Origin of the sequence: Flavobacterium tructae (assembly GCF_002217475.1) — a bacterium.
Classification (GTDB): Bacteria; Bacteroidota; Bacteroidia; order Flavobacteriales; family Flavobacteriaceae; genus Flavobacterium; species Flavobacterium tructae.
Map to the genome: position 1 here is coordinate 42,850 of NZ_MUHH01000031.1, position 23,220 is coordinate 66,069.

Sequence of the window (23,220 nt, forward strand, 5' to 3'; positions counted from 1 at the left end):
ACAGATAAAGATATAAAAGCCATAGATTTAGTATGCTGACCCCAAACAGTATAAAACATCCCTTTTTGAAAATTAGTTCGACATTATTTTTTTAGTTGGTTTTTAAATGTTTTTCTGTTTTACAGTTCTTTTTCTCGGCTTGTCTTTATTTAAATATGATAAAGTATTATTTAAAGCGTACAAACTATGAAAGAATTTGAGATTGAAAAAAACATTAATTTATCGGATGAAATTTTTTTAAGGCAGATTGATGCTATCATGCAAGAAAAAAAACGGACCCATCTTTTGGTGTCTCTCAATTAGCCGATCAGTTAAAGATCAGTAAAGCACAGCTTAATCGTAAAGTGCAAAATCAAATGAGTTTCCCGCCAGGGAAACTCATTTTGTATTATAGAATGCAGCTGGCCAAAGATATTTTAGAAACTAATAAATATTCTATTGAAGAAACAGCTCTTTATTGCGGTTTTAGCGGAGTGACTTCTTTCAGTCGTAAATTCAAACAAGAGTTTGGAATTTCCCCCTCAGCATATCGTAATGATAGTCTGATTACAGGATTTAAACCGGAAGATTGGAAAATTCCTTTAAGCAATGCGTGTTTCAACAAACTGATTCAGTTAAAAGAAGAATACAAATGGCTGGCGAAATTGCTGATCATCGTTATCGATAATCTTGATAACGAGGCATTCTGTATAGAGATGCTGTCAGCGAAACTTTTTATGAGTCAGTCAAATCTTAACCGTAAGGTGAAATCATTATTTGGATTTCCGGCTATACATCTGTTACGAGATATACGCCTTCAATTTGCTGCTGAGGTATTAGTGGTACAAAAGAAATCAGTTACTGAGGCAGCCTCTCTTGCCGGCTTTTTTGATATCGCTCATTTTTCCCGTGTTTTCAAACAGAATTTTAATTATCCCCCAAGTAAGTATAATACAGATAACAGTTTATTTCCATTTGTTAATTTATTAAGAAAAGTGCTATGATTCAAATTGATAAAAAGTAGCTTATTCTGTACAAATAAAAGCAAGAACAAACAGATAATTTTGACTTATTAGAATTAAGGATTGTACAATCCGAATCTAAAAAACTCATTGAGGGATACTGCAGATCGCGAAAATGAGAAAATCAATAGTAAGGCAAAAATGTAATTCGTCTCAACAATGTAAATGAGATTTTTATCTCAAAGAAAAAAGAAAAATACAGCTTGATTGATACGGATTTTGTGTTTACGTTATTGATAAAAGTATATCATTTATAGGAGTAAAATCCACAATTTTTCTGAGGCAGGCAATGAAAAAGAAATGCCTCATCAAGTAATGTTTAATTTAAAAAAGGAAAATCATGGCAGATGTATTAATTAAAAACGAAGCAGGAACCGGGCCTTTAGCAACAGGAAGAACAAATGACCCAATAAACGCTGATCACTTACATGTAACTGATATCGACCCTGTAGTTCGAATTGTATTAGGAAATGAGTACGTAGTAGGTTTAGACAATGGTACTAATATGGTAGGTCGTATGTGTACAGCATTAGCAGGAACTAATGCAACATTTACAAAATAAGTAAAGGTCCCGTTTGCGGGTCATTAGGTTTGCTTCTAAAAAATAGGGTATCACTTTTACGAACCATGAAATTTTACTATTAGAGTTTCAAAAAGTACAAACTATTTTACAGAAGCATTAATAAGGAGTGGAGCAGATTCCACTTTAAAAAACGAACTGTTTGCATTCAGAAAATAATGTAAGGCGTTACCCGAAAAGCCTCATGAGTAGGGCCAAACAAACAAATTTATTATGGCAACTTTTAACACGACAGTTAGTATTAGTCCTGAAGACGTAAAAATTTTAAAAGCAGAAGGATATTCTTTATACGGATTCAAATCTGTAGCAGCGTCAGGGGATGGTTCTCCAACCGTATGGTTTCATTTACCGGCTGAAAAATTATTGACTTCAACCAAAATTACCTGGCAAGAACAGTTTCAGGCCTACAATTCAACAAGTACGGTTGCACCTCAGGTTGTAATTGAAGCGAGTAATACCATCGATACAGATTTGGGTGAAAAGATAACAATTGAAAAAGGATCCGGTAATATCGAAGCAACTTCAGACGGTTATCCGGGAACAGTATCTTTTTTGAACGAAGATACACAGCGTTTTACAGTGGGGATTAATCAGTTAGTAAACGGGAAATCAAACATTTTGTGTGCTTTTCCAATTTTAGGAGCAGGGTCTGCAAGAGTGATCACACCTATTACTAAAATTGCTCTTATTTTTTCTACAGAGAAGATAGAAACAGCAACCGTAATTACAAAAGCAATGTCTGCCGGAGCTTTTATTGACCTTACTGGTACAGACTCACGTGTGGTTAATTATAACATAGATGAAGGCTGGAGTGCAAAAGGAGGTAATTGGCTGAAAAACTTTAATGCTTATACAGATTTGAAAAAGCTGTTAATTGAAAATACCAGCGCCAGAGAAAAAGCGTTAAGCGAAAGAAGTAAGTAACAATATAGGGTAGTGTTGTTTGAATTACTCTTCATCTGCATTTGGATGAGGAGTAATTCTTTTGTTTCAATTTAAACTTAAAGAAAATAGAATGGCCAATAGACTAATAATTAACTTCTCTCAGGAAACCGTTGAGGTATTAAATAAAGGAAACTATAGTTTATGCTGTTTTCTGGCCTCAAGGTCCAGAAATGCTTCACAGTTCAGGCCTCTGTGTTGGAGTGTGACTAAAAATTTTCTGAGATCGGTCCTTATAGAATGGGAATACAATCTGAGTGGTTATATATCGACAAGTGAGATTACAGAAAATCAAACAATATATATTCCGCAGCCACAATCTGAGAGACCCGCATCTAGTTCAACTTCAAGAAGAAGTATAGGAGGAACAAATTACAAAATAGAGTTAAAACAACGATTGCTGATTCAGGATTTTGGAGGACTTTCAGTAGATACCAATAATGATAATCTAACCGTATTAATTCAGAACGAATCCGGTACAGAGTATGCGACTGGAATTTGTGTTCACAATACTAACGATAATCGGTACTATGGCAGCTGTACTTTTAGAATTTTCGGAAGGCAAAATATTGAGGTTACTCCTGACAATAAAGCCTTCTTAATGTTTAGTGACAACAATCCTCAAAACAATACGGTAATGCTTATTTCGGAAAGTCCGGGAATATTGGTTGATTTTGATTTGATGAATGATTCCAGAATAGTCACATTTGATGTAGATCAGGGCTGGAGTTCCAATGACGAAGTATGGGGAACAAAATATCCTGCGGGTACAAACCTGCAAACCTTGTTAGTTTCTTAAAGCAGTAAAAAAAATCATTTGCAGGTATCGTTTCAAACTTTGACTATTACGACAAGTTTAGAAAAGTATACCCCACATTCTATAATGTTTCGATAAAGCAGTCTTAATTTTTTGTAGAAGAAAATATCCCTGCCAAATATGAAGTATTCCGGTGTAATCTGCTGATTATTACATGTAATGAGCCAGTTGTTACACTGTGAAAGTTAATTCTATAACATAGCTTTATTTTTGAAAAAAAAAGTTATGAAACAACGCTACTTACTATTTTTATTTTCAGTTTTATTCCCAATCTTCTTAGTTTCTCAGCCCAGTCATAATAAAAAAGTAGTTGGATATTATGCACAATGGGCTATTTATGGCAGAGATTTCAATGTCTCTAAGATAGATGGAAGTAAATTGACACATTTAAATTATTCTTTTTACGGTACAAGTTATGATCCCGCCCATCCGGAGAATACAAAATTACAATGTTTGGATACCTATGCTGATTTTGAGCATATGGAAGGAGGAATTCCGTGGGATGCTCCCGTAAAAGGAAACTTTTATGGCTTAATGAAGTTAAAAGAAAAGTACCCTCATTTAAAAGTACTAATATCTGTTGGTGGCTGGACAAAAGGTCAGGATCTTTCTCCAATTGCTGCAAGTCCTGTGGCAAGAGCTGCTTTGGCTGCCGATATGGTAAAATTCATCACTACTTATCCGTTTATTGACGGATTTGATATCGACTGGGAATATCCTCTTTCAGGTGGTACAGATGGTACTGAGATTCTTAATGGTGCCCCGGTTCCTCCTCAAAAATACCATCCTGACGACAACAAAAATTTAGTTTATTTATTAAAGGCAATGCGTCAGGCGATGCCCAATAAATTAATTACAATCGCGGCTGGGAACAATGTTCGAAATGTATCCAAACAATATCTTGGACCAAATAACAGAGCTCAATACGGAATGACAGAAGATATTTCGACCTATTGCGATTATATCACTTATTTTGGTTATGATTTTGGAGGAAACTGGTATGATAAAACCTGCTACAATGCTCCATTGTATGCAAGTGGAAACACCAACGATCCGCTTTATGGTGCAGCGCAGTCGGAATCATTAGACGAATTAACGAGTCAATATTTGAATGTAGTTGGTTTTCCCTCTGGTAAATTAATCATGGGATTACCTTTTTACGGAAAAAAGTTTGATCATGTTGCTAATGACGGAACTAATCCTAATTTGCCCGGATTATTCGTTGCCGCACCAAGAGATGTCGTTTCCGCCTGTAAAAATGCACAGCCTCCCCTAGGAACCTGGGATACAGGTGCTCCATGTGAAAATTCAGGAAGTATTGAAATTTGCGATTTGGTAGGGAATGCGGCAACCAATCCGCATCCTTATCTTGATCCTAATACCATGATGGTTACGCCTACTGCAGCAGCTGCAGGCTGGGTGAGATATTTTGATAACACCACCAAAGTTCCTTATTTATACAACTCGAAACTAAAACAGTTTATCTCTTACGAAGATAAGCAGTCGATCGATCTTAAAGCCAAATATATAGCGTCTAAAAACCTTGCAGGAGGTATGGTTTGGGAATTGTCTCAGGATACCAGAGGAGCTGTTCCTAATGCATTACTGAGTCAGATAAATGATTCGTTTAATGTTGCTGTTGAAGGAACTCTGACCCTTAGTGGAGCTGTAAAAATGGGTGCAAATTTGGTTTCGGATATCACCGTTCAGCTAAAAGATGAGAATGACGCTGTTATTCAAACCGTTAAATCTTCCGATGGAAATTTTACTTTTAACAAAGTAGTTTCAGGAGCCAATTATTCAGTTACCGCTTTAAAAGTTTCCTATACTTTTACGCCGGTAAAATTAACAAAGGTTAATGCAAACCAAACAGGTATCGTGATACAAGGTACACAACCTCTTTATGCCATTACAGGAACCGTGCTAAATGGTACTACAGCAGTTTCCGGAGTAACCGTTACCGCAGCTTCAGCAACAGCTAATGTTACTGCGGTTTCAGATTCAAAAGGAGCTTATAGCATAAGCGGTTTAACAGCAGGAGCAGACTACACCATTACTGCTGCCAAAACCGGAATGACATTTTCACCCGCTTCTACTTTATACAGTGTGTTAAGTGAAAATAAAGTTTTAGATTTTAATCAAAATGCCACTCCAACTAATAAAATAAGCGGAACGGTTAAAAATGGTGCTATGCCAATCGCTGGTGCAAAAATTGAACTAAATCTTCCATGGACAGATAGTACACATCCTTATGCTACTTTTGTTGCTACAACAGATACCTCTGGGAAATATAGTTTTGACAATGCAATATTTTCGGGCTATACAACCATTTCAAGTTTAAAAATGAATGCCTGGGATAACAACTCTGTTGTTTATTATCCTACAGATTTGGCCAATTTACCAATTCCGGTTTTATCAAAAGAATATAACTTTAACTCAAGCGGTGTTACTCCGGAAGTGACAATCACGAGTCCGTCTGCGGCAAACCTTGCAATAGTTCCGGGAACAGCTATCCAGCTTAAAGCAAATGCCAGTATGACTTTTGAGGATGGAAAGACTACATTATCATCGGTTGTATTTAATGTAAATGGTATAAATATTACAGGAACGCCAACAACAGGTACCGAGTATGCGGCAACGTGGACTCCGGCAACAGCAGATTTTAATAAAAACTATACGCTAAAAGCTACGGCTACAGCCTCTAATAATGCTACAGCCGAAAATAGTTTTCCATTTTATTTGCAATGTTCAGGTACAGCATGTCCAAATGTATTACCCGAAATTGTGTGGACTGCCCCAGTGTCAACCACAATTAATCAGGCATCAGGTTTTCAACCCGTTTCAATAAGTGTTAATGTTACAGATAGAGATGGCACAATTTCAAGTGTTGCAGTAAATGTAAACGGAACTTATTTTCCTATGATAAAAGGTTCCGGAGACACTTACAGCTATACTTTTACTCCTAATAGCTATAAAGAATATCCAATAATTGTAAAAGCAACTGATAATAAAGGCGGTGAGAGTTTATTGAATCAATCGATCACTATTGTTAACTCAAAGTTTAATCCGTTGCCGGCTAAAGTTATTGTTGGCTATGCACATGGATGGGAAAGTGGGAGTGCACCATTTTTGTATTTTAAAGAAATTGCAGACAAGAAATACAATGTTGTTGTTTATTCATTTATAGAGACGGTGAATAGAGATGGTTATACTCCAGTGTTAGTAGTAAATGAACCTCGATTTTTTACAAAAGGAGTCTTTGATCCGCAATTGTTAAAAAATGATATCAAGACCTTAAGAGATAAAGGTATTCCGGTAATTGTGTCAATTGGTGGACAGAATGGCCATGTTGTATTAAGCACCGTTGACCAGAAAAATATTTTTGTAAATGGAATAAAAGCGATTGTTGATCAATATAATTTTGATGGAGTTGATATTGATTTTGAAGGCAGCTCTATGAATTTTGGAGCGGGAGCGTTAAAAGATTTTTCTTATTCGGCGATTTCGGCCTACCCAAAACTTAAGAATGTAATTGATGCTTTCAAGGAATTAAAGACCTATTATGGAACAGGTTTTATTTTAACTGCTGCTCCGGAAACCTATTATGTACAAGTTGGATATTCGGTATATGGGGATGGAGCCGGATCTTTTTTACCGGTAATTCATAATTTGCGTAATGAGCTGGATCTTTTGATGGTGCAGTTGTATAACACCGGATCTGTAAATGCTTTAGATAACATAGCATATTCTCAAGCCTCTTCGGATTTTTTAGTAGCCATGTCAGATATGTTGATGAAAGGATTCAATGTAGCCTCTACAGGATTTTATTTCCCACCCTTGCCGGCTTCTAAAATAGTTATTGCAATTCCGGCCTGTCCGGGAGCGGCACCGGCAGGAGGATATCTAACACCTGACAAAGGGATTAATGCTTTTAATTACTTACGATTTGGCACTACATATTCCGGAAGAAAATATACAATGAAATCTTCTTTGCAACCACAAATGAGAGGAGTGATGACCTGGTCTATCAATTGGGATGCCGCTTGTGGAAGTGGTTATGAGTTTTCTAACGCATATGACAACTACTTTAGTAAATCTCTGTCAGTTGATCAATTTGGCGAAAAAGAGGAGACCAATTTTATAGCTTATTTTAAAGATAATGCATTGTCTGTAGTTGTCCATAATGAAGCAATTGATATTGATCATGTTGAGGTATATAATGCTCTTGGGCAATCTGTAGTAAAGTACAAAAACACCCAAAACAATAGAAATTTATGGCTAGAAGATGGAAGTTTCCTGACGAAGCAGTTATTTATTGTAGTCATAACCGATAATCTGGGACGAAGAAAATCGTATAAGCTGGTTAATTTTTAAGACTAAATAATATCCAATTTCCTGAAAAATGAAGTTGACTAATAAAGTTAAATTCGTTAGGTCATCTAATTCTTTATGCCGATCACAAATGAACTGTTTGGAGATCCTAATAAATACAAATAAATAATGATGAAATTTTATAAAATACCACTTCTTTTATTGTTTTTTTTGTTTAACCTAAATAACGCATATTCTCAAGTAAGTTATGAGTTTTGTATGACAGGTAAGTATGGAAACACGATTGTTTTGGATTTTAAAGTTCATAATAACACGAATGCTTCCATACCGGACTATAGTTTTGTTTTCAATTGGAAAGGAGTCTCTAATGTTATCATGTGGTCCGGAATGGATGTCATTCAAAACGGAGATAACGGTATAGTTGAGCTTAAAAAAACGACTTGGGGAGATGTTCTGCCGGTAGGAACTACAACTTATAGTGTCACGATGGATTATGTGCCGGGAATGTTTCCGCCGGGTCAAGGTACATTAAATGGTACTCCCATAAAAGGAATTACGTGTTATACGCCTCCAGCGACCGAGAATTTTAAGTGCGAAAAAAATTTTAGCAGTATCTGCGCCATAAAACCTGCGGGACCTAATGGTAATGAAATAAAAATCGGTGAAGGTTCTGTCTGGGCGTGGGGTCAACGGGTAGATGTTTATATTCCCGAAAACAGAAAAGGTTGGGCTATTGGTATGGCTGTTTCTCACAGTTTGTTTACAAACCTGATGGGATTTGAGGCCATGAGTGTCAATGAGTATTTTGCAACAACGATTCAGGAAATAAACGCAGGCTGCGAAGGGAGTAAACTTATTGCTCCAGGTTGGGTTACAAAAAAATACCCTAATCAGGATTTAATTAACGGTGGAGTCAATTGTTATGATACCACGGGGAAGGTTGCAGCAGGATACTTTCAGCAAGAGATGGGAGGAAGCTGGATGGAGATGTTTATGAACTATCCTTGTTTTATCCCTCAGGTTCCTAAGAATAATTTTATAAGCGATCCGGCCATAGGAGCAAGTTTTGAGTTTCAATCTATTATAAAAACGTATCATGATTATAGAAATATTGCTTTTTGGCAATATGTTAAATGCTGGAATCCTATAGGTTTCATAAAAGACTCGAAAGATCCTTATGCAGCCGTTAAAATTTTAGCTTTGGCTTATAATCAGGGAATGAACAGTGGCGCTTTTGAACCTGTTTTTGTTAAAAATCGCGCGAACGCTGTCGCTGCAACAAATTTGATGGATTATATTTCTCCGGCTTCACCTTCCGGACTGGACCGGCTTTATGCAGAACAAATTAACAGGCTGACAAAAGTATTAGACGATAGGGTAGCAGATATCAGTTGGACTGATGCTGCTATTTGGGGCGTAACCGATAAATCGGCTCATACATTTAGAGGATTTTATGACTCACAAATTGAATGGAGTGACGTAGACGAGTATATAAAAAAAATTACGCCTTTTTATGCTGCTTTCGGAGTAACAGAAGCAAATTTCAGAGCCGCAGTCAAACCTGTTTTTGATCGTATCAATGGAGGTAATTCTATATCTTTCAGATACCAGATGCACGATGTAATAGAGGCAATAGTGGTTTTTTTGCCAGCCTTTGATCCTAAAAAAGGATTGTCTGAAACATATGGTAACGAATCAAACGGATGTTATGCTCCGACAGCCAGAATGGAAGGATTTAACGGAGGCTGCGGAAAAGATTTAGGATTAACAGTTTATTTCTCAGGGACACCTCCTTATAAATTTACATACAAGAGAACAGATGTATCTCCGGAAATTGTTTATCCCGAAATAACCACTTCACAAAATCCGTATTCGATAAATTCGGCATCTCTATCAGAAGGAACATATGCTATTGTTGCAATCAGTGATGCTAATTCTGCCGGAGAAGTTGTGTGCGAACCTATAGAAATAAAAAATGTTGGAGTTGCAATCTCAGCAAAATTAGTTAAAGACGGAGGAGGAACATGTACGGGAACAGGAGCAGGGGTCAAGGTTGAAATAAGCGGCACGGGATCCGGTCCTTTTATAATAGAATATGAAATAAACGGAGTGGTCCAATCTCCCGTAACAATAAATAATACAGGCTTGTATCCTTTAATAGTTGCTTCGGCCAAGGAAGGAACTTATCGATTGACTAAAATTTCTACAGGCGGATGTACTTCGGTGCTTGACGATACAATTGTTATTGATAAAGAAATTCCGGCATCAGCCAGTGCTAAATTAACGAGATATGGAGGAGTTTCTTGTTCTGGGTTAGGTTCAGGGATTCAAGTAAACATAACAAGTACAAAATCAGGACCATTTACAATAGAATATGAAATTAACGGAACCGTTCAATCTCCTGTAACGATAAGCAGTACAGGTTTACACACCTTAATAATGGCTCCGGCAAATGTTGGAACGTATCGATTAACAAAAATTTCAGTTGAAGGTTGTGATTTTTTACTCGATGATACTTTAATTATTTATGGTGGAGTGCCTCCTAAAGCCAGCGCCGAGCTAATTAAATACGGAGGGAATGCTTGTTTAGGAGAGAATTCAGGAGTACAGGTAGAAATTATGAGCCCCGATTCTGGCCCTTTTGTAATAGAGTACGAAATTAACGGAATACCGCAATCTCCTGTAACTATAAATGATGCGGGTTTACATACTTTAGTAACAGCTCCGTCTAAGGCCGGAATCTATCGAATTACAAAAATTTCAACCGGAGGATGCAGCTTTTCATTAGATAATACTCTTGTGATTGATAATGAAGAACCATTTACTGCAAACACTAAATTAGTCAAGTATGGGGGAGATTTTTGTTTAGGAGAGAATTCAGGAATTCAGGCAGAAATTACGAGTAAAGATCAGGGACCATTTACAATAGATTATGAATTAAATGGGATAGCTCAATCTCCCATAACAATAAACAATACAGGTTTGCATACCTTAATAGAGTCTCCGGCTAAGGAAGGAACTTATCGATTGACTAAAATTTCAACAAGAAGTTGCAGTCTTTTAATGGACGATGTTCTAATTATTGAGGAGAATACAATACCGGCAGAGGTTGTAATTGAAGGGAATTTAATGATTTGTAAAGGGGACAGTACTGTTTTGAAGGTGAGCATTCCTTCAAATCATACAATTAAGTCCTATCAATGGGAAGTCGATGGCAATGCTATCTCCGGAGCAAGTACGAATACTTATGTTGCAACTCAGGAAGGAAATTATACCGTTAATGTTGTTACCAGTAAGGAATGTTATTTACTTTCGTCTGTGGCAAAAGTGGTTTTTTTAAACAAAGAAGATTGTGAGTTACAAAAACCTGAATTAACCGAATTGGATTATCCTAAGTTTTTTACACCTAATAGTGATGGATATAATGATACCTGGCATGTAAATAATCTGGAGAATTTCAATAAATTAGAGATCGATATTTTTGACAGATATGGTAAGTTCATCATTCATTTGACTAAAGATACTCCGGGATGGGATGGCACTTATAGAAACAGTCCTGTTTTTGCTTCAGATTATTGGTTTGTTCTAACGTATGAAGAGATAAATAACCCGGGGATTACAAAACAGATTAGAAGTCATTTTTCTTTAAAAAGGTAGTTTGAAATTTTTTTTGGAAGCAAAAAAAGGGCTCTCATCGTTTATCCTCTTTTGAATAATTAGAAACTCCATTTATATTAATTTCATTTCCTAAAAAACGAGGCTCGCGATTTCTTATAACGTCAAAAAAAGACTTAAAAATAGAACCGTATTCTCTAAAAGTCACATATTGATATCCCAGATATTCTCCTTTGTTGGCAGAAAATCCAATTGATTTTACTCCAAGTTTTTGTCCAATGTAAATGGCCCTGTTTAAGTGATATTCCTGAGAAATTAAAGTTGCTTTTTTAATTTTAAAAATATATGAGGCCCTGTACATAGTGGAGTAAGTGTCAAAGCCGGCGTAATCAATAAATATTTTAGTAGTGTCAACTCCGTGATTGAAACAATAGGTTTTCATAACAGTAAGTTCATCATATTCATCTCTGCCATTGTCGCCTGAAAGCAGAATTTTATCTATTTTATGTGTTTTATACAATGGAATTCCGGCATCCAGTCTGTCTTTTAAATATTTACTTGGCTGATCACCGTTGATTCCGGCTCCAAAAATAATTCCCACTTCATTTTTTGGAAGATTATTTACAGTGTGATAAATCAAATTACTAGTTGAGGATTTGACATACCAATTAATAGAAATGATTGCAATAACCCCAATGATGAAAAGGTAAATTAGTTTTTTGAGAAGTTTTTTCAATTTGAATTTCGAAGATAAAGGTTAAAAGTAATGGTGAAGATAAGTAAAATTATTTATGGTATTGTAGTGAGATCGAATCAAAAAAACCGAAGTATTTCTACCTCGGTTTTAAATATATCTAATACGTTAAGAAGTCTGAAAATCTTAAAGTAATCCTGCTCTTTTCAATAGAGCTTCCGGTTTTGGTTCCTGACCTCTGAAACGTTTGTATAAAGTCATCGGATGCTCAGTTCCTCCTTTTGAGAGAACATTGTCTCTGAATTTTGCAGCGACTTCGTAATTGAAGATCCCGTTTTCCTGAAAATATTCAAAAGCATCAGCATCCAGTACTTCTGCCCATTTATAACTGTAATATCCTGAAGAATAACCGCCCTGGAAAATATGAGAAAAGGCAGTACTCATTGCATTCTCTTTTACGTCTGGGTATAATTGAGTGTTCGCAAATTGCTCTGTTTCAAAAGTTTTTAGATCCGTAATACCTGTTGGATCCTGTCCGTGCCAGGCCATATCCAAAAGTCCAAAACTCAATTGACGCAAAGTGGCAAGACCTTCCTGAAAACTGGCACTTTCTTTAATTTTTTGAACATATTCGATCGGAATAATTTCATTCGTTTCGTAGTGATTGGCAAATAAAGCCAAAGCTTCAGGCTCGTAACACCAGTTTTCCATAATCTGACTTGGTAATTCTACAAAATCCCAAAATACAGAAGTTCCGGACAAGCTAGGGTAAGTGGTGTTGGCAAGCATCCCGTGTAAACCGTGACCAAATTCGTGAAACAAAGTAGTAACTTCATTAAACGTCAATAACGAAGGTTTGGTTTCTGTTGGTTTTGTAAAGTTGCAAACGTTCGAAATATGAGGTCTTTCGTTTGTGCCATCTTTTATATATTGCGATTTGAAAGAGGTCATCCAGGCTCCGTTTCGTTTTCCTCTTCTAGGGAAAAAATCCGCATAGAAAATAGCAACTAAATTGTTCTCTGCATCTTTTACCTCGTATGTCATCACTTCTTCGTGATATTTGTCGATATCAAAAACTTCCGTAAAAGTTAATCCATAAAGTTTTTTGGCAACTGTAAAAGCTCCGTCTAAAACTTTTTCCAATTGAAAATAAGGTTTCAGTTTTTCGTCATCTAAGTTGAAAAGCTGCTGTTTTAATTTTTCAGAATAATAAGCACCATCCCATTTTTCCAATTGTTCAATTCCGTCCAAATCTTTGGCAAAAGCGGTTAATTCAGCAAACTCTTTTTGGGCTGCAGGTTTTGCTTTGGCCAGCAAATCATTAAGGAAAGAAAAAACTTTTTCCGGACTCTCGGCCATTCTTTCCTCTAAAACAAAATGAGAATGAGTTTTGTACCCTAATAAATTGGCTCTTTTAAAACGTAATTTGGCAATTGCCAGTACGTTCTCCTGATTGTCAAATTCGTTATTTTGAAAAGCTTTTGCGCCAAAGGCAATTGCCATTTTTTTGCGTAATTCACGATTATCGGCGTACGTTACAAACGGAATATAACTTGGATAATCCAAAGTGAAAATCCAGCCCTCTTTTTCCTGACTTTTAGCTAATAATCTCGCGGCTTCGATAGTGCCTTCCGGTAAACCTGCTAAATCTTTTTCATCAGTTAAATGCAACTCAAAAGCATTGGTTTCGGCCAAAACATTTTCGCCAAACTGCAGGCTTAATTTCGACAATTCTTTATCGATTTCACGTAAGTCTTCTTTTTTATCCTCAGGTAAATTGGCTCCGTTTCTAGAGAAGCTTTTGTATTTTTTATCCAAAAGCGTAGTTTGCTCCGGATTTAAATTCAGCTTTTCCTTTTGTTCGTAAACGGCTTTGATCTTGGCAAATAATGCTGCATTTAAGGTAATGTCATTTCCGAACTCCGAAAGTAAAGGAGAAACTTCCTGTGCAATTTTTTGCATCTCATCAGTGGTTTCTGCCGAATTCAGATTGAAGAAAATACTGGAAAGACGATCCAGAACATCGCCTGTAAAATCCATTGCTACAACCGTATTTTCAAAAGTGGGTTCGTCCGGATTGTTTACGATGGCATCAATTTCGGCTTTAGCCAAAGCAATTGCTTCGTTGAAAGCAGGAACATAATCTTCGATTTTGATCTGCGAAAAAGGTGCTGTATTGTGTTTGGTATTGAAATGTTGTGTTAAGATGCTCATAGTATTTTTGTGTTACGCAAAGTTTCGCTAAGAAAACACAGAGCTTCGCAAAGTTTTTTAATTATTCTTTGCGAAGCTTTGTGTTTGTTTTTGTGAATCTCTGTGGAATTAATTTTTACTTCTTTAATCCTTCAGCCGCTTTATTAACTGCCGCTTTTAATTCTTCTTTATACGAAATAATAGTATCAAGTACTTTTTTATCGTGACTTCCAATGATTTGTGCGGCTAAGATTCCGGCATTTTTAGCACCGTTTAATGCTACTGTTGCAACAGGAACTCCTCCTGGCATTTGAAGGATCGATAGTACCGAATCCCAACCATCAATAGAATTGCTTGATTTTACCGGAACTCCAATTACCGGAAGTGGCGACATTGAGGCAACCATTCCTGGCAAGTGTGCAGCTCCTCCGGCTCCGGCAATAATTACCGAAATTCCGCGAGTGTGTGCATTTTTACTGAAATCGAATAGTTTTTCCGGCGTTCGGTGTGCCGAAACGATGTCTACTTCAACTTCAACATTAAATTGTTTTAATATGTCGATAGCATCCTGCATGACCGGCATGTCAGAGATACTTCCCATTATGATGGCTACTTTACTCATGTTTTTTTGTTTCAGGTTTTTCTGTTTCAGGTTTCAGACTGTTGACTGTGAATGAAAACTGCAACTATTCACTAATCACTCTAATCGTATTCTTAACGTCTTCGGCAATTCTTCTCGCCTCAGACATGTCTTCATTTACGATGGTAACATGCCCCATTTTTCGGAAAGGGCGTGTTTGTTTTTTACCGTAAATATGTGGGGTAACACCGTTCCATCCCATAATGGTTTCGATATTTTCATAAACAACATCTCCCGAAAATCCTTCGGCACCTACTAAATTAACCATAATTCCGGCAACTTTACTGTCGGTATTTCCCAAAGGAAGATCCAAAATTGCACGCAAATGATTTTCGAATTGCGAAGTATAACTGGCTTCAATCGAGTAATGTCCTGAATTGTGCGGACGCGGAGCTACTTCATTTACTAAAATATCATCGTCATTAGTCTGAAACATTTCAACTGCCAAAAGACCAACATGATTAAATTTTTCTGAAACATTTAAGGCAATCGCTCTCGCTTTTTCGGCTACTTTCTCATCAATTCTGGCAGGACAGATTACATATTCTACCTGGTTGGCTTCCGGATGAAATTCCATTTCAACAACCGGATACGTTTTTATTTCTCCTGATGGATTTCTACAGACAATAACAGCCAATTCGTTTTTAAACGGAATCATAGTTTCTGCAATGCATTCTACATTTGGTAAACTGTCCAGATCTGAAACCTGACGAATTACTTTTACGCCGTTTCCGTCGTAACCAAACTCAGTGCATTTCCAGACAAATGGTAGTTTTATATCTTGAATTTTAGCTTTTAGACCTTCTAAATTTTCAAAGCGCTCAAATGGTGCTGTTGGGATATGGTGATCGGAGTAAAATTGTTTTTGAATTCCTTTGTTTTGAATTCCTTTTAAGGTTTTAGGCGAAGGATAGATTTTCAAGCCTTCATTCTCTAATTGTGTCAGGGCTTCAAGGTTAACCAGTTCGATTTCAAAAGTCAGAATATCTACTTGTTTTCCAAAATTATAAACCGTTTCATAATCCATTAAATCCCCCTGAAAGAATTTATTGCAAGCAAATTTACTTGGAGCTTCGTCGCTTGGGTCTAGAACATAAGTTTGGATGTCAAATTTTCGGGTGTCAAACAAAAGCATTTTACCTAATTGTCCGCCGCCTAATATTCCTAATTTAAAATCAGAAGAAAAATAATTCATTGTAGTTGTGTTTTTGCAAAGATACTTTTTAATCTTTTTTTAGCCAAAAAATCGTTTTGCACTATTTTTTTCGCCACGAATTCACGAATTTTTACTTTTTCTAACTTGGAAATATAATTCGTGGTAAAAATACTATTTCTCTATTTTCTTTAAAACTTCTTTGGCAACGGCTTTGTAAGCAGCAGAATGATCGCCATAATCCTTATTCAGAATAACTTGCAGTTCAGGGTGTATCCAGTCATAATGGTTGCCTAATAGGTATAAAGTTCTGATTGAATAGGCCTTGGTCGCTACTTTTACATCATTGATAAGCCAGTCAAATGACGCTTCAATACAATCCTGCAGATTAGTTTCGGAAAGAGAAATGCCGTTTTCGAATTTGCTATAGTGAGCTTTTACGAGTAACTGAACAACTTTTGCGATAGGACGGATGGCACTTTCGTCTTTTAAAACTTTCAAATTCGAACAGAAAAAATCAAGATACGGTTGCAGCCAGATCAATTCTTCGTAAGAAACAAATTCCATAATCCAGCAGGCTTTATGATTGTTTTTGTCTGATGGAGAAAAACAAATTGAAACAAGTTCTTTAAATAAGGATGGGTTTTCTAAAACTTCGTTTGCAACATTAAGGCGGTTTTCCCGATAAGCTTTTACGTAGTCTAATTTCGTTTGTAATTCAGAAGACATTTTGATGAGTTTAGGACAGGTCTAAAATAAGTAATTTAACGTTATGGTTTTAAAATCTGCTGATTTAATAAAATCAGACCTGTTTTTAAGAAAAGATTTCTAAATAGTAAGTGATATTTAACATTCTTAAAAAAATAGGTATGCAGTTTGTTTTGATACCCGCAGTTTATTTCTAATTCTGTATCTTTGCGCATTATTTTAAATGTAAAAATAATGATACAACTTCACGATAAACAATTTGTTCCGTTTATTTCGGCTAAAGAAATTGATTTCGCTTTAAGTAAAATAGTAGCACAGGTAGAAGATGATTTTGGAGACGATACCCCAATTTTTATTGGTGTATTAAATGGGGCTTTCATGGTAGTTGCCGATTTTTTGAAGAGATACAAAGGCCTTTGTGAGGTTTCATTTATCAAAATGGCTTCTTATGAAGGAATTGAAAGTACCAATACGGTAAAAGAGTTAATAGGAATCAATCAGGATTTATCAGGAAGAACGGTTATTCTTATTGAAGATATTATTGATACGGGAAATACAATTGAAGAGTTGAAAAAACTGTTTAAAGCGCAAAATGTAAAGCATTTTAAAATTGCTACATTGTTTTTTAAGCCGGAAGCTTATAAAAAAGATATCAAAATAGATTATATCGGAATCAGAATTCCGAATAAATTTATTGTAGGTTATGGACTGGATTATGATGGTTTGGGAAGAAATTTGCCCGAAGTTTATAAATTGGCAGAATAAATTTAAACACGCACACAACTATATATTCATTTAAAACTTCTTGTAAAATAGAAGTCACAACACTTACTCATATTATGATTAACATTGTTTTATTTGGAAAGCCAGGGGCAGGTAAAGGAACTCAGGCAGAATTTTTAAAAGAAAAGTACAAATTAACACACCTTTCGACAGGAGATATTTTTCGTTTTAACTTAAAAAATGACACAGATTTAGGAAAACAAGCGAGAGTTTTTATGGACAACGGAGAGTTAGTTCCGTGCGAAGTAACTACCGCAATGTTAATTGATGAGGTAAAAAAACATCCTGATACAGCAGGGTTTTTGTTCGATGGTTATCCTAGAACTTTAGATCAGGCAGAAGCTTTAGATCAATTTTTACCAACGATTGGATCAAGTGTAACGGCGACTGTTGCATTAGAAGCAGATGATGAAATTCTAGTGGCTCGTTTGTTAGAAAGAGGAAAAACAAGTGGAAGAGCTGACGATCAGGACGAAGAGAAAATCAGAGTAAGATACCAGGAGTACAATGAAAAAACAGCTCCGCTAATTGGATATTATAAAGAACAAAATAAGTTTCATGCCGTGAACGGTATCGGAACTATCGAAGAAATTACAGAGCGATTAACGTCAGTTATAGATAATTTGTAGAAGCTTTTTTCGGCTGTCGTTTCATCCCGACTGCGATCGGGACTTTTAAGAACTATTTTTCTTGTCATAAAACGTGCATCTTTAGGTTGCTGTTTTCTGGGAAGAAAAATTAGTTTTTTAAGACAGGATTCTTTTGAATGATTGGGAGACGAAGTTTTAAGATGACAGAATTATCTTGATGAAGACAATTTTATAACGAATAAACCAAAAATTGGAAATACTAATAATATTTTTTCTAATACTATTGAATGGTGTTTTTTCCATGTCAGAAATTGCATTGATTTCGGCCCGGAAAAACAGACTTGAAACTGCCGCAAAAAAAGGAAACAATAGTGCTAAAATAGCACTTGATCTGGCCAATTCTCCAAACAAGTTTTTATCCACCGTGCAAATCGGAATCACTTTAATCGGTATTTTGACCGGTATTTACAGTGGTGATAAGATAACAATGGATGTTGAAGTTTTTGTTAGCGGATTTACATTTTTAAAACCCTATGCACATTCTGTTGCAGTAGGGATTGTTGTCGTGGTTTTGACATTTTTCTCTTTGGTTTTAGGAGAATTATTGCCAAAGCGAATTGGTTTAAATTATCCGGAGTCGATTGCCAAAATGGTAGCGCTGCCTATGAAAACCATCTCGATAATTACAGCGCCCTTTATTTGGCTGCTTACTTCTTCGACAGATTTTTTACTGAATGTATTTCAGATTAAACCAACTGCCGACGGTAAGGTAACAGAAGAAGAAATTAAAGCAATTATCAAAGAAGGAACTGAGGGTGGAGAAGTACAGGAAATCGAACAAGATATTGTAGAACGTGTTTTTCACATTGGGGATCGAAAAGTAAATTCGTTGATGACACACCGTAAGTCAGTTGATATGCTGCCTTTCAATGCCGATAAAACGAAGATTAAGGAATTGGTTTTACAGGATTTGCATACTGTTTATCCGGTGTACAGAGACAATTATGATGATATTGTGGGGGTTGTAACCCTAAAGAATATCTTTGCAAACATAGAAAGTGAACATTTTGATTTGGCGGGAATCATGATTGATGCGCCTTACCTGATGGAGCAGACAACGGCATACAAGGGATTGGAGAATTTCAAAAAAACAGGAATTCATTATGCTTTAGTTTCTGATGAGTATGGTGTTTTTCAGGGAATTATTACCCTAAATGACATTCTGGAAGCTTTAGTAGGAGATGCATCTGATTTTTATAAAGATGAATTCCAGTTAATTGAAAGAGAAGACGGTTCGTGGCTCGTTGACGGACATTATTCGTTACACGATTTTTTAACTTATTTTGAGTTAGACGAATTGACAAACGATTATGAAGTAAACACGGTAAGCGGAATGATTATGACAGAGCTTTCACATATTCCAAAAGAAGGCGAAAAATTAATCTGGCAAAAATTTGTGCTGGAAGTAATCGATATGGATGGCGTAAAGATTGATAAAGTGTTGGTAAAAGCACTTAAAGAGTAGAAAGAATTTGTTTTAAGTTTCAAGTTTCAAGTTTCAGGTTGCGCAACGCATAACCTGAAACTTGAAACCTGAAACCTGAAACTACACATAAACAAGTAAAAATGACAGAAGGAAATTTTGTAGATTATGTTAAGATTTATGTTTCTTCCGGTAAAGGAGGGAAAGGATCTACGCATTTACATAGAGAGAAATTTATTGAAAAAGGAGGCCCTGACGGAGGTGATGGTGGTCGTGGAGGACACGTGTATTTGGTGGGGAATAAAGGACTTTGGACATTATTTCATCTAAAATTTGCACGACATATTAAAGCGGGTCACGGTGGAGATGGAGGAGGAGACCGTAGTACAGGTGCTGACGGAGAAGATAAATTTATTGAAGTGCCTTTAGGAACTGTTGTAAAAGACAAAGAAACAGGAGAAACCTTATTCGAAATTACCGAAGATGGTGAAAAAAGAATTCTTTCAAAAGGAGGAAAAGGAGGTTTAGGAAACTGGCACTTTAGAAGTTCAACCAATCAAACACCTCGTTATGCTCAACCGGGTTTACCGGGAGTAGAAATGGATGTGATTTTAGAGCTTAAAGTATTAGCCGATGTTGGTTTAGTAGGTTTTCCAAATGCAGGAAAATCAACCCTGTTGTCTGTTTTAACTTCTGCAAAACCAAAAATTGCCGATTATCCTTTTACAACCTTAAAGCCAAACTTAGGAATTGTGGCTTACAGAGATTATCAATCTTTTGTAATTGCCGATATTCCCGGAATTATTGAAGGAGCTGCAGAAGGGAAAGGTTTAGGTCATTACTTTTTGCGTCATATCGAACGTAATTCAACATTATTGTTTCTAGTTCCGGTTGATACACCGGATATTAAAGCAGAGTACGATATTTTGGTCAATGAATTAACCAAGTACAATCCTGAAATGTTAGACAAAGAGCGTCTTTTAGTAATCTCTAAATGTGATATGCTGGATGACGAACTGAAAGCTGAATTGAAGATCGAATTAGACGTCGCTTTCAAAGACGTTCCATATATGTTTATCTCATCAGTTGCCCAGCAAGGGATAACGGATTTAAAAGATAAGCTTTGGAAAATGCTTAACGACTAAAAAAAATACAATTTGTAAAAAGGTGTTCTGGAAACAGAGCACCTTTTTTGTTTTGTGTACTATTCATATAACAAGAAAATAACAGATTTTCACAGACCAAATTAAACACATCATTGGTGTTAAATTCGTAATGAAATGCTAAAAAATCACTGAGATATCTAATTTCGGCAGGAATTGCGGTAATATAATTATGAAAATGAATTATATTCGCATCACTTAAACAAAATAACATGAAAAAAATAGTTTTATTCTTGACCATGTGTCTGATGGCTTTTCCTGTAAGAGCTGATGAGGGAATGTGGTTTTTGATGTTTATCGAAAGATTGAACCATAGAGATATGGAAAAAATGGGCTTGCAATTAACAGCCGAAGAAATTTACAGTATCAACCATCATAGTTTAAAAGATGCTATTGTACAATTTAATGGAGGATGTACAGCAGAAATTGTTTCTAAAGAAGGATTGGTTTTAACCAATCACCATTGTGGTTATGACGCAATTGCAGAACTATCTTCAGCAGAGCAAAACTACTTAAAAGACGGTTTTTGGGCAAAACAAAGAAGTGCCGAAATGAAACCTAAATCATTGTATGTACGTTTCTTCGTGCGTATGGACGATGTTTCTAAAAGAATTTTGTCAAAAGTAAATGATAAGATGACCGAGGCTGAAAGAAGTAAAGCGATTCAGCAAGAAATTGCTTTGATCGAAAAGGAAAACAACGAAGGTGGAAAATACACCGTTTCAGTTCGTCCTTTCTTTCAGGGAAATGAATATTACTATTTCGTTTACCAGGATTACACAGACGTACGTTTAGTGGGAACACCTCCTGAAAGTGTTGGTAAATTTGGTGGAGATACGGACAATTGGGAGTGGCCTCGTCAAACAGGAGATTTCTCTATGTTCAGAGTGTACGCAGATAAAGACGGAAATCCGGCAGCTTACTCTAAAGACAATGTGCCTTTGAAACCTAAACACTACTTACCGGTAAGTATAAAAGGAGTTAAAGAGAATGATTTCGCTATGATTTTAGGATATCCGGGAAGAACAAACCGTTGGATGCCGGCTGGAGGAATTGAGCAAAACGTTAAGTTTGCTTATCCTGCTTGGGTTGAAGGTGCTAAAACCGGAATGGATCAAATGAAAAAGTACATGGACAAAGATGCAACAGTTCGTTTGCAATACGCGTCTAAATATGCTTCTACAGCAAACTACTGGAAAAACCGTCAGGGGATGATCGATGCTTTAACAAAAGCGGGAACGGCAGAGGTTAAAGCGGGACAAGAAGATAAATTTTACGAGTGGGCTACTAAACCGGCTAATAAAGAGAAGTATGAGAATGTAATTCCAACGATCAATGATTATTACAGATCTACAAATGTAAAATCAACGCACGACAATTACCTGACACAGCTTTTACGTACGTCAGCTTACGCAACCGGACCTGCTAACCTAGGAAACGCATTGATCGCTTATTACAACGAAACTGATGCTAAGAAAGCTGAGATGCTGCCTAAGATCAACGCAATGATCGAAAATATCTACGGTGAATTTTATGCGCCTCTTGAAAAAGATGTATTAACAGCACAATTGAATTTGTACGCTTCTAAAGCTGCTGAATATGGTTTAGCGACGCAAATTGCTAAAATGAAATCAGAGAACAATGGTGACTTTACTGCCGACGTAGCAAAAGCAACTGAAATCAGTTATTTTACTTCTAAAGACAAAGTATTAGCATTTATGGCTAATCCTAAACCATTAGCAATTGTACACGATCCACTGTATATTATTTCTAATGATTTGTTGACAAAATACCGTGTTAAAACAGACGATCAGTTGAAGGCTGATGACGGTTTCGCAAATGCTTACCGTAAATTGGTAGAAGGTTTAAGAGAATCTAAATTGAACGCTATTCAATATCCAGACGCTAACTCAACATTGAGACTAACTTACGGAAAAGTAAGAGCTTTACCTGCTGATCCGCGTAACGATGCTAAAATTAATAATTATACAACCATGGAAAGTATGGTTAAAAAGTATAAAGCAGGAGATCAGGAATTTGATTTACCAAAACGTTTGTTAGAGTTAAACAAAGCAAAAGACTTTGGACAGTATGCTGATAAAGCTGGTTATATGCCGGTAAACTTCTTGACAGATAACGATATTACTGGTGGAAACTCAGGTTCTCCGGTATTAAACGGAAAAGGAGAATTAATTGGAGTTGCTTTTGACGGAAACATCGAAGCAATGGCAGGAGATGTTATTTTCGATTCTAAATTACAAAGAACAATTAACGTAGATATTCGTTACGTACTTTGGATTATCGACAAATACGCCGGAGCTAAAAACATTATTGACGAAATGACGATTATTAAATAATTCTGATTTTTGATATTGAACAAACACCCGACATGTTTTTAAAACTTGTCGGGTTTGTTGTTTTTAATACGATCCGATTTATTCCGTTTTAGAAATCAAACTTTTACTAAAGGTTGGAAACGATTAAAAAATATTATCCCTGCAAACTATTAATTTAGTACTAAAAGCA

Annotated in this window: 16 protein-coding genes and 1 pseudogene; 12 read left to right on the forward strand and 5 right to left on the reverse strand. The window is 36.2% G+C overall.

Annotated features, from left to right (window positions below; genetic code table 11):
• Nucleotides 1–311 precede the first annotated feature (311 nt).
• From B0A80_RS21085 to B0A80_RS14020, 7 genes and pseudogenes are all read left to right on the forward strand, one after another.
• Nucleotides 312–524, forward strand: a pseudogene (locus tag B0A80_RS21085) (helix-turn-helix domain-containing protein); the annotation flags it as partial.
• 171 nt (nt 525–695) lie between these two features.
• Nucleotides 696–983 carry a helix-turn-helix transcriptional regulator gene (locus tag B0A80_RS21090; RefSeq protein WP_262487853.1) on the forward strand — a complete coding sequence of 96 codons (288 nt, stop codon included), beginning with the start codon at nt 696–698 and terminating at the stop codon, nt 981–983.
• Between the two features lie 358 nt (nt 984–1,341).
• Entirely contained in the window at nt 1,342–1,563 is a 222-nt protein-coding gene (locus B0A80_RS14000; protein WP_017495067.1) for a hypothetical protein, read from the forward strand.
• Nucleotides 1,564–1,794: 231 nt separating this feature from the next.
• Nucleotides 1,795–2,505, forward strand: coding sequence for a hypothetical protein (locus B0A80_RS14005; protein ID WP_070907915.1), 711 nt, complete (start codon nt 1,795–1,797; stop codon nt 2,503–2,505).
• 91 nt (nt 2,506–2,596) lie between these two features.
• Nucleotides 2,597–3,322 (forward strand): hypothetical protein, encoded by a 726-nt coding sequence (locus tag B0A80_RS14010; protein WP_089077667.1) that lies wholly within the window; start codon nt 2,597–2,599, stop codon nt 3,320–3,322.
• Nucleotides 3,323–3,565: 243 nt separating this feature from the next.
• Nucleotides 3,566–7,714 carry a glycosyl hydrolase family 18 protein gene (locus B0A80_RS14015; protein WP_089077668.1) on the forward strand — a complete coding sequence of 1,383 codons (4,149 nt, stop codon included), beginning with the start codon at nt 3,566–3,568 and terminating at the stop codon, nt 7,712–7,714.
• A gap of 216 nt (nt 7,715–7,930) precedes the next feature.
• The gene (locus B0A80_RS14020; protein ID WP_165769259.1) at nt 7,931–11,329 is read left to right on the forward strand and encodes a T9SS type B sorting domain-containing protein; all 3,399 of its coding nucleotides are present in this window, start codon (nt 7,931–7,933) and stop codon (nt 11,327–11,329) included.
• 34 nt (nt 11,330–11,363) lie between these two features.
• Here the strand turns inward: B0A80_RS14020 and B0A80_RS14025 are convergent, their stop codons facing one another.
• The 5 genes from B0A80_RS14025 to B0A80_RS14045 all read right to left on the reverse strand — a co-directional run bounded on the left by B0A80_RS14025 (nt 11,364) and on the right by B0A80_RS14045 (nt 16,696).
• Nucleotides 11,364–12,023, reverse strand: coding sequence for a SanA/YdcF family protein (locus tag B0A80_RS14025; RefSeq protein ID WP_089077670.1), 660 nt, complete (start codon nt 12,021–12,023; stop codon nt 11,364–11,366).
• A 144-nt stretch (nt 12,024–12,167) separates the two neighbouring features.
• Complete coding sequence (locus tag B0A80_RS14030; RefSeq protein ID WP_070907910.1) at nt 12,168–14,195, reverse strand: M3 family metallopeptidase; 2,028 nt, start codon at nt 14,193–14,195, stop codon at nt 12,168–12,170.
• 115 nt (nt 14,196–14,310) lie between these two features.
• On the reverse strand, nt 14,311–14,796 hold the full coding sequence (gene purE / locus B0A80_RS14035) for a 5-(carboxyamino)imidazole ribonucleotide mutase (protein WP_012022518.1): 486 nt from the start codon (nt 14,794–14,796) through the stop codon (nt 14,311–14,313).
• A 64-nt stretch (nt 14,797–14,860) separates the two neighbouring features.
• Nucleotides 14,861–16,009 (reverse strand): 5-(carboxyamino)imidazole ribonucleotide synthase, encoded by a 1,149-nt coding sequence (locus tag B0A80_RS14040; protein WP_089077671.1) that lies wholly within the window; start codon nt 16,007–16,009, stop codon nt 14,861–14,863.
• Nucleotides 16,010–16,141: 132 nt separating this feature from the next.
• The gene (locus tag B0A80_RS14045) at nt 16,142–16,696 is read right to left on the reverse strand and encodes a hypothetical protein (RefSeq protein ID WP_089077672.1); all 555 of its coding nucleotides are present in this window, start codon (nt 16,694–16,696) and stop codon (nt 16,142–16,144) included.
• Between the two features lie 213 nt (nt 16,697–16,909).
• Between B0A80_RS14045 and B0A80_RS14050 the strand changes: the two genes are divergently transcribed.
• The 5 genes from B0A80_RS14050 (at nt 16,910) to B0A80_RS14075 (ending at nt 23,051) form a co-directional block, all read left to right on the forward strand.
• Complete coding sequence (locus B0A80_RS14050; RefSeq protein ID WP_070907907.1) at nt 16,910–17,440, forward strand: phosphoribosyltransferase; 531 nt, start codon at nt 16,910–16,912, stop codon at nt 17,438–17,440.
• 74 nt (nt 17,441–17,514) lie between these two features.
• Nucleotides 17,515–18,087: an adenylate kinase gene (locus B0A80_RS14055; protein WP_017495043.1), complete on the forward strand. Its 573-nt coding sequence runs from the start codon at nt 17,515–17,517 to the stop codon at nt 18,085–18,087.
• Nucleotides 18,088–18,298: 211 nt separating this feature from the next.
• Nucleotides 18,299–19,573, forward strand: a complete 1,275-nt coding sequence (locus B0A80_RS14060; protein ID WP_089077673.1) for a hemolysin family protein — start codon at nt 18,299–18,301, stop codon at nt 19,571–19,573.
• Nucleotides 19,574–19,674: 101 nt separating this feature from the next.
• Nucleotides 19,675–20,676, forward strand: coding sequence for a GTPase ObgE (obgE, locus tag B0A80_RS14065; protein WP_070907906.1), 1,002 nt, complete (start codon nt 19,675–19,677; stop codon nt 20,674–20,676).
• A 230-nt stretch (nt 20,677–20,906) separates the two neighbouring features.
• Nucleotides 20,907–23,051, forward strand: coding sequence for a S46 family peptidase (locus B0A80_RS14075; RefSeq protein ID WP_089077675.1), 2,145 nt, complete (start codon nt 20,907–20,909; stop codon nt 23,049–23,051).
• Nucleotides 23,052–23,220 lie beyond the last annotated feature (169 nt).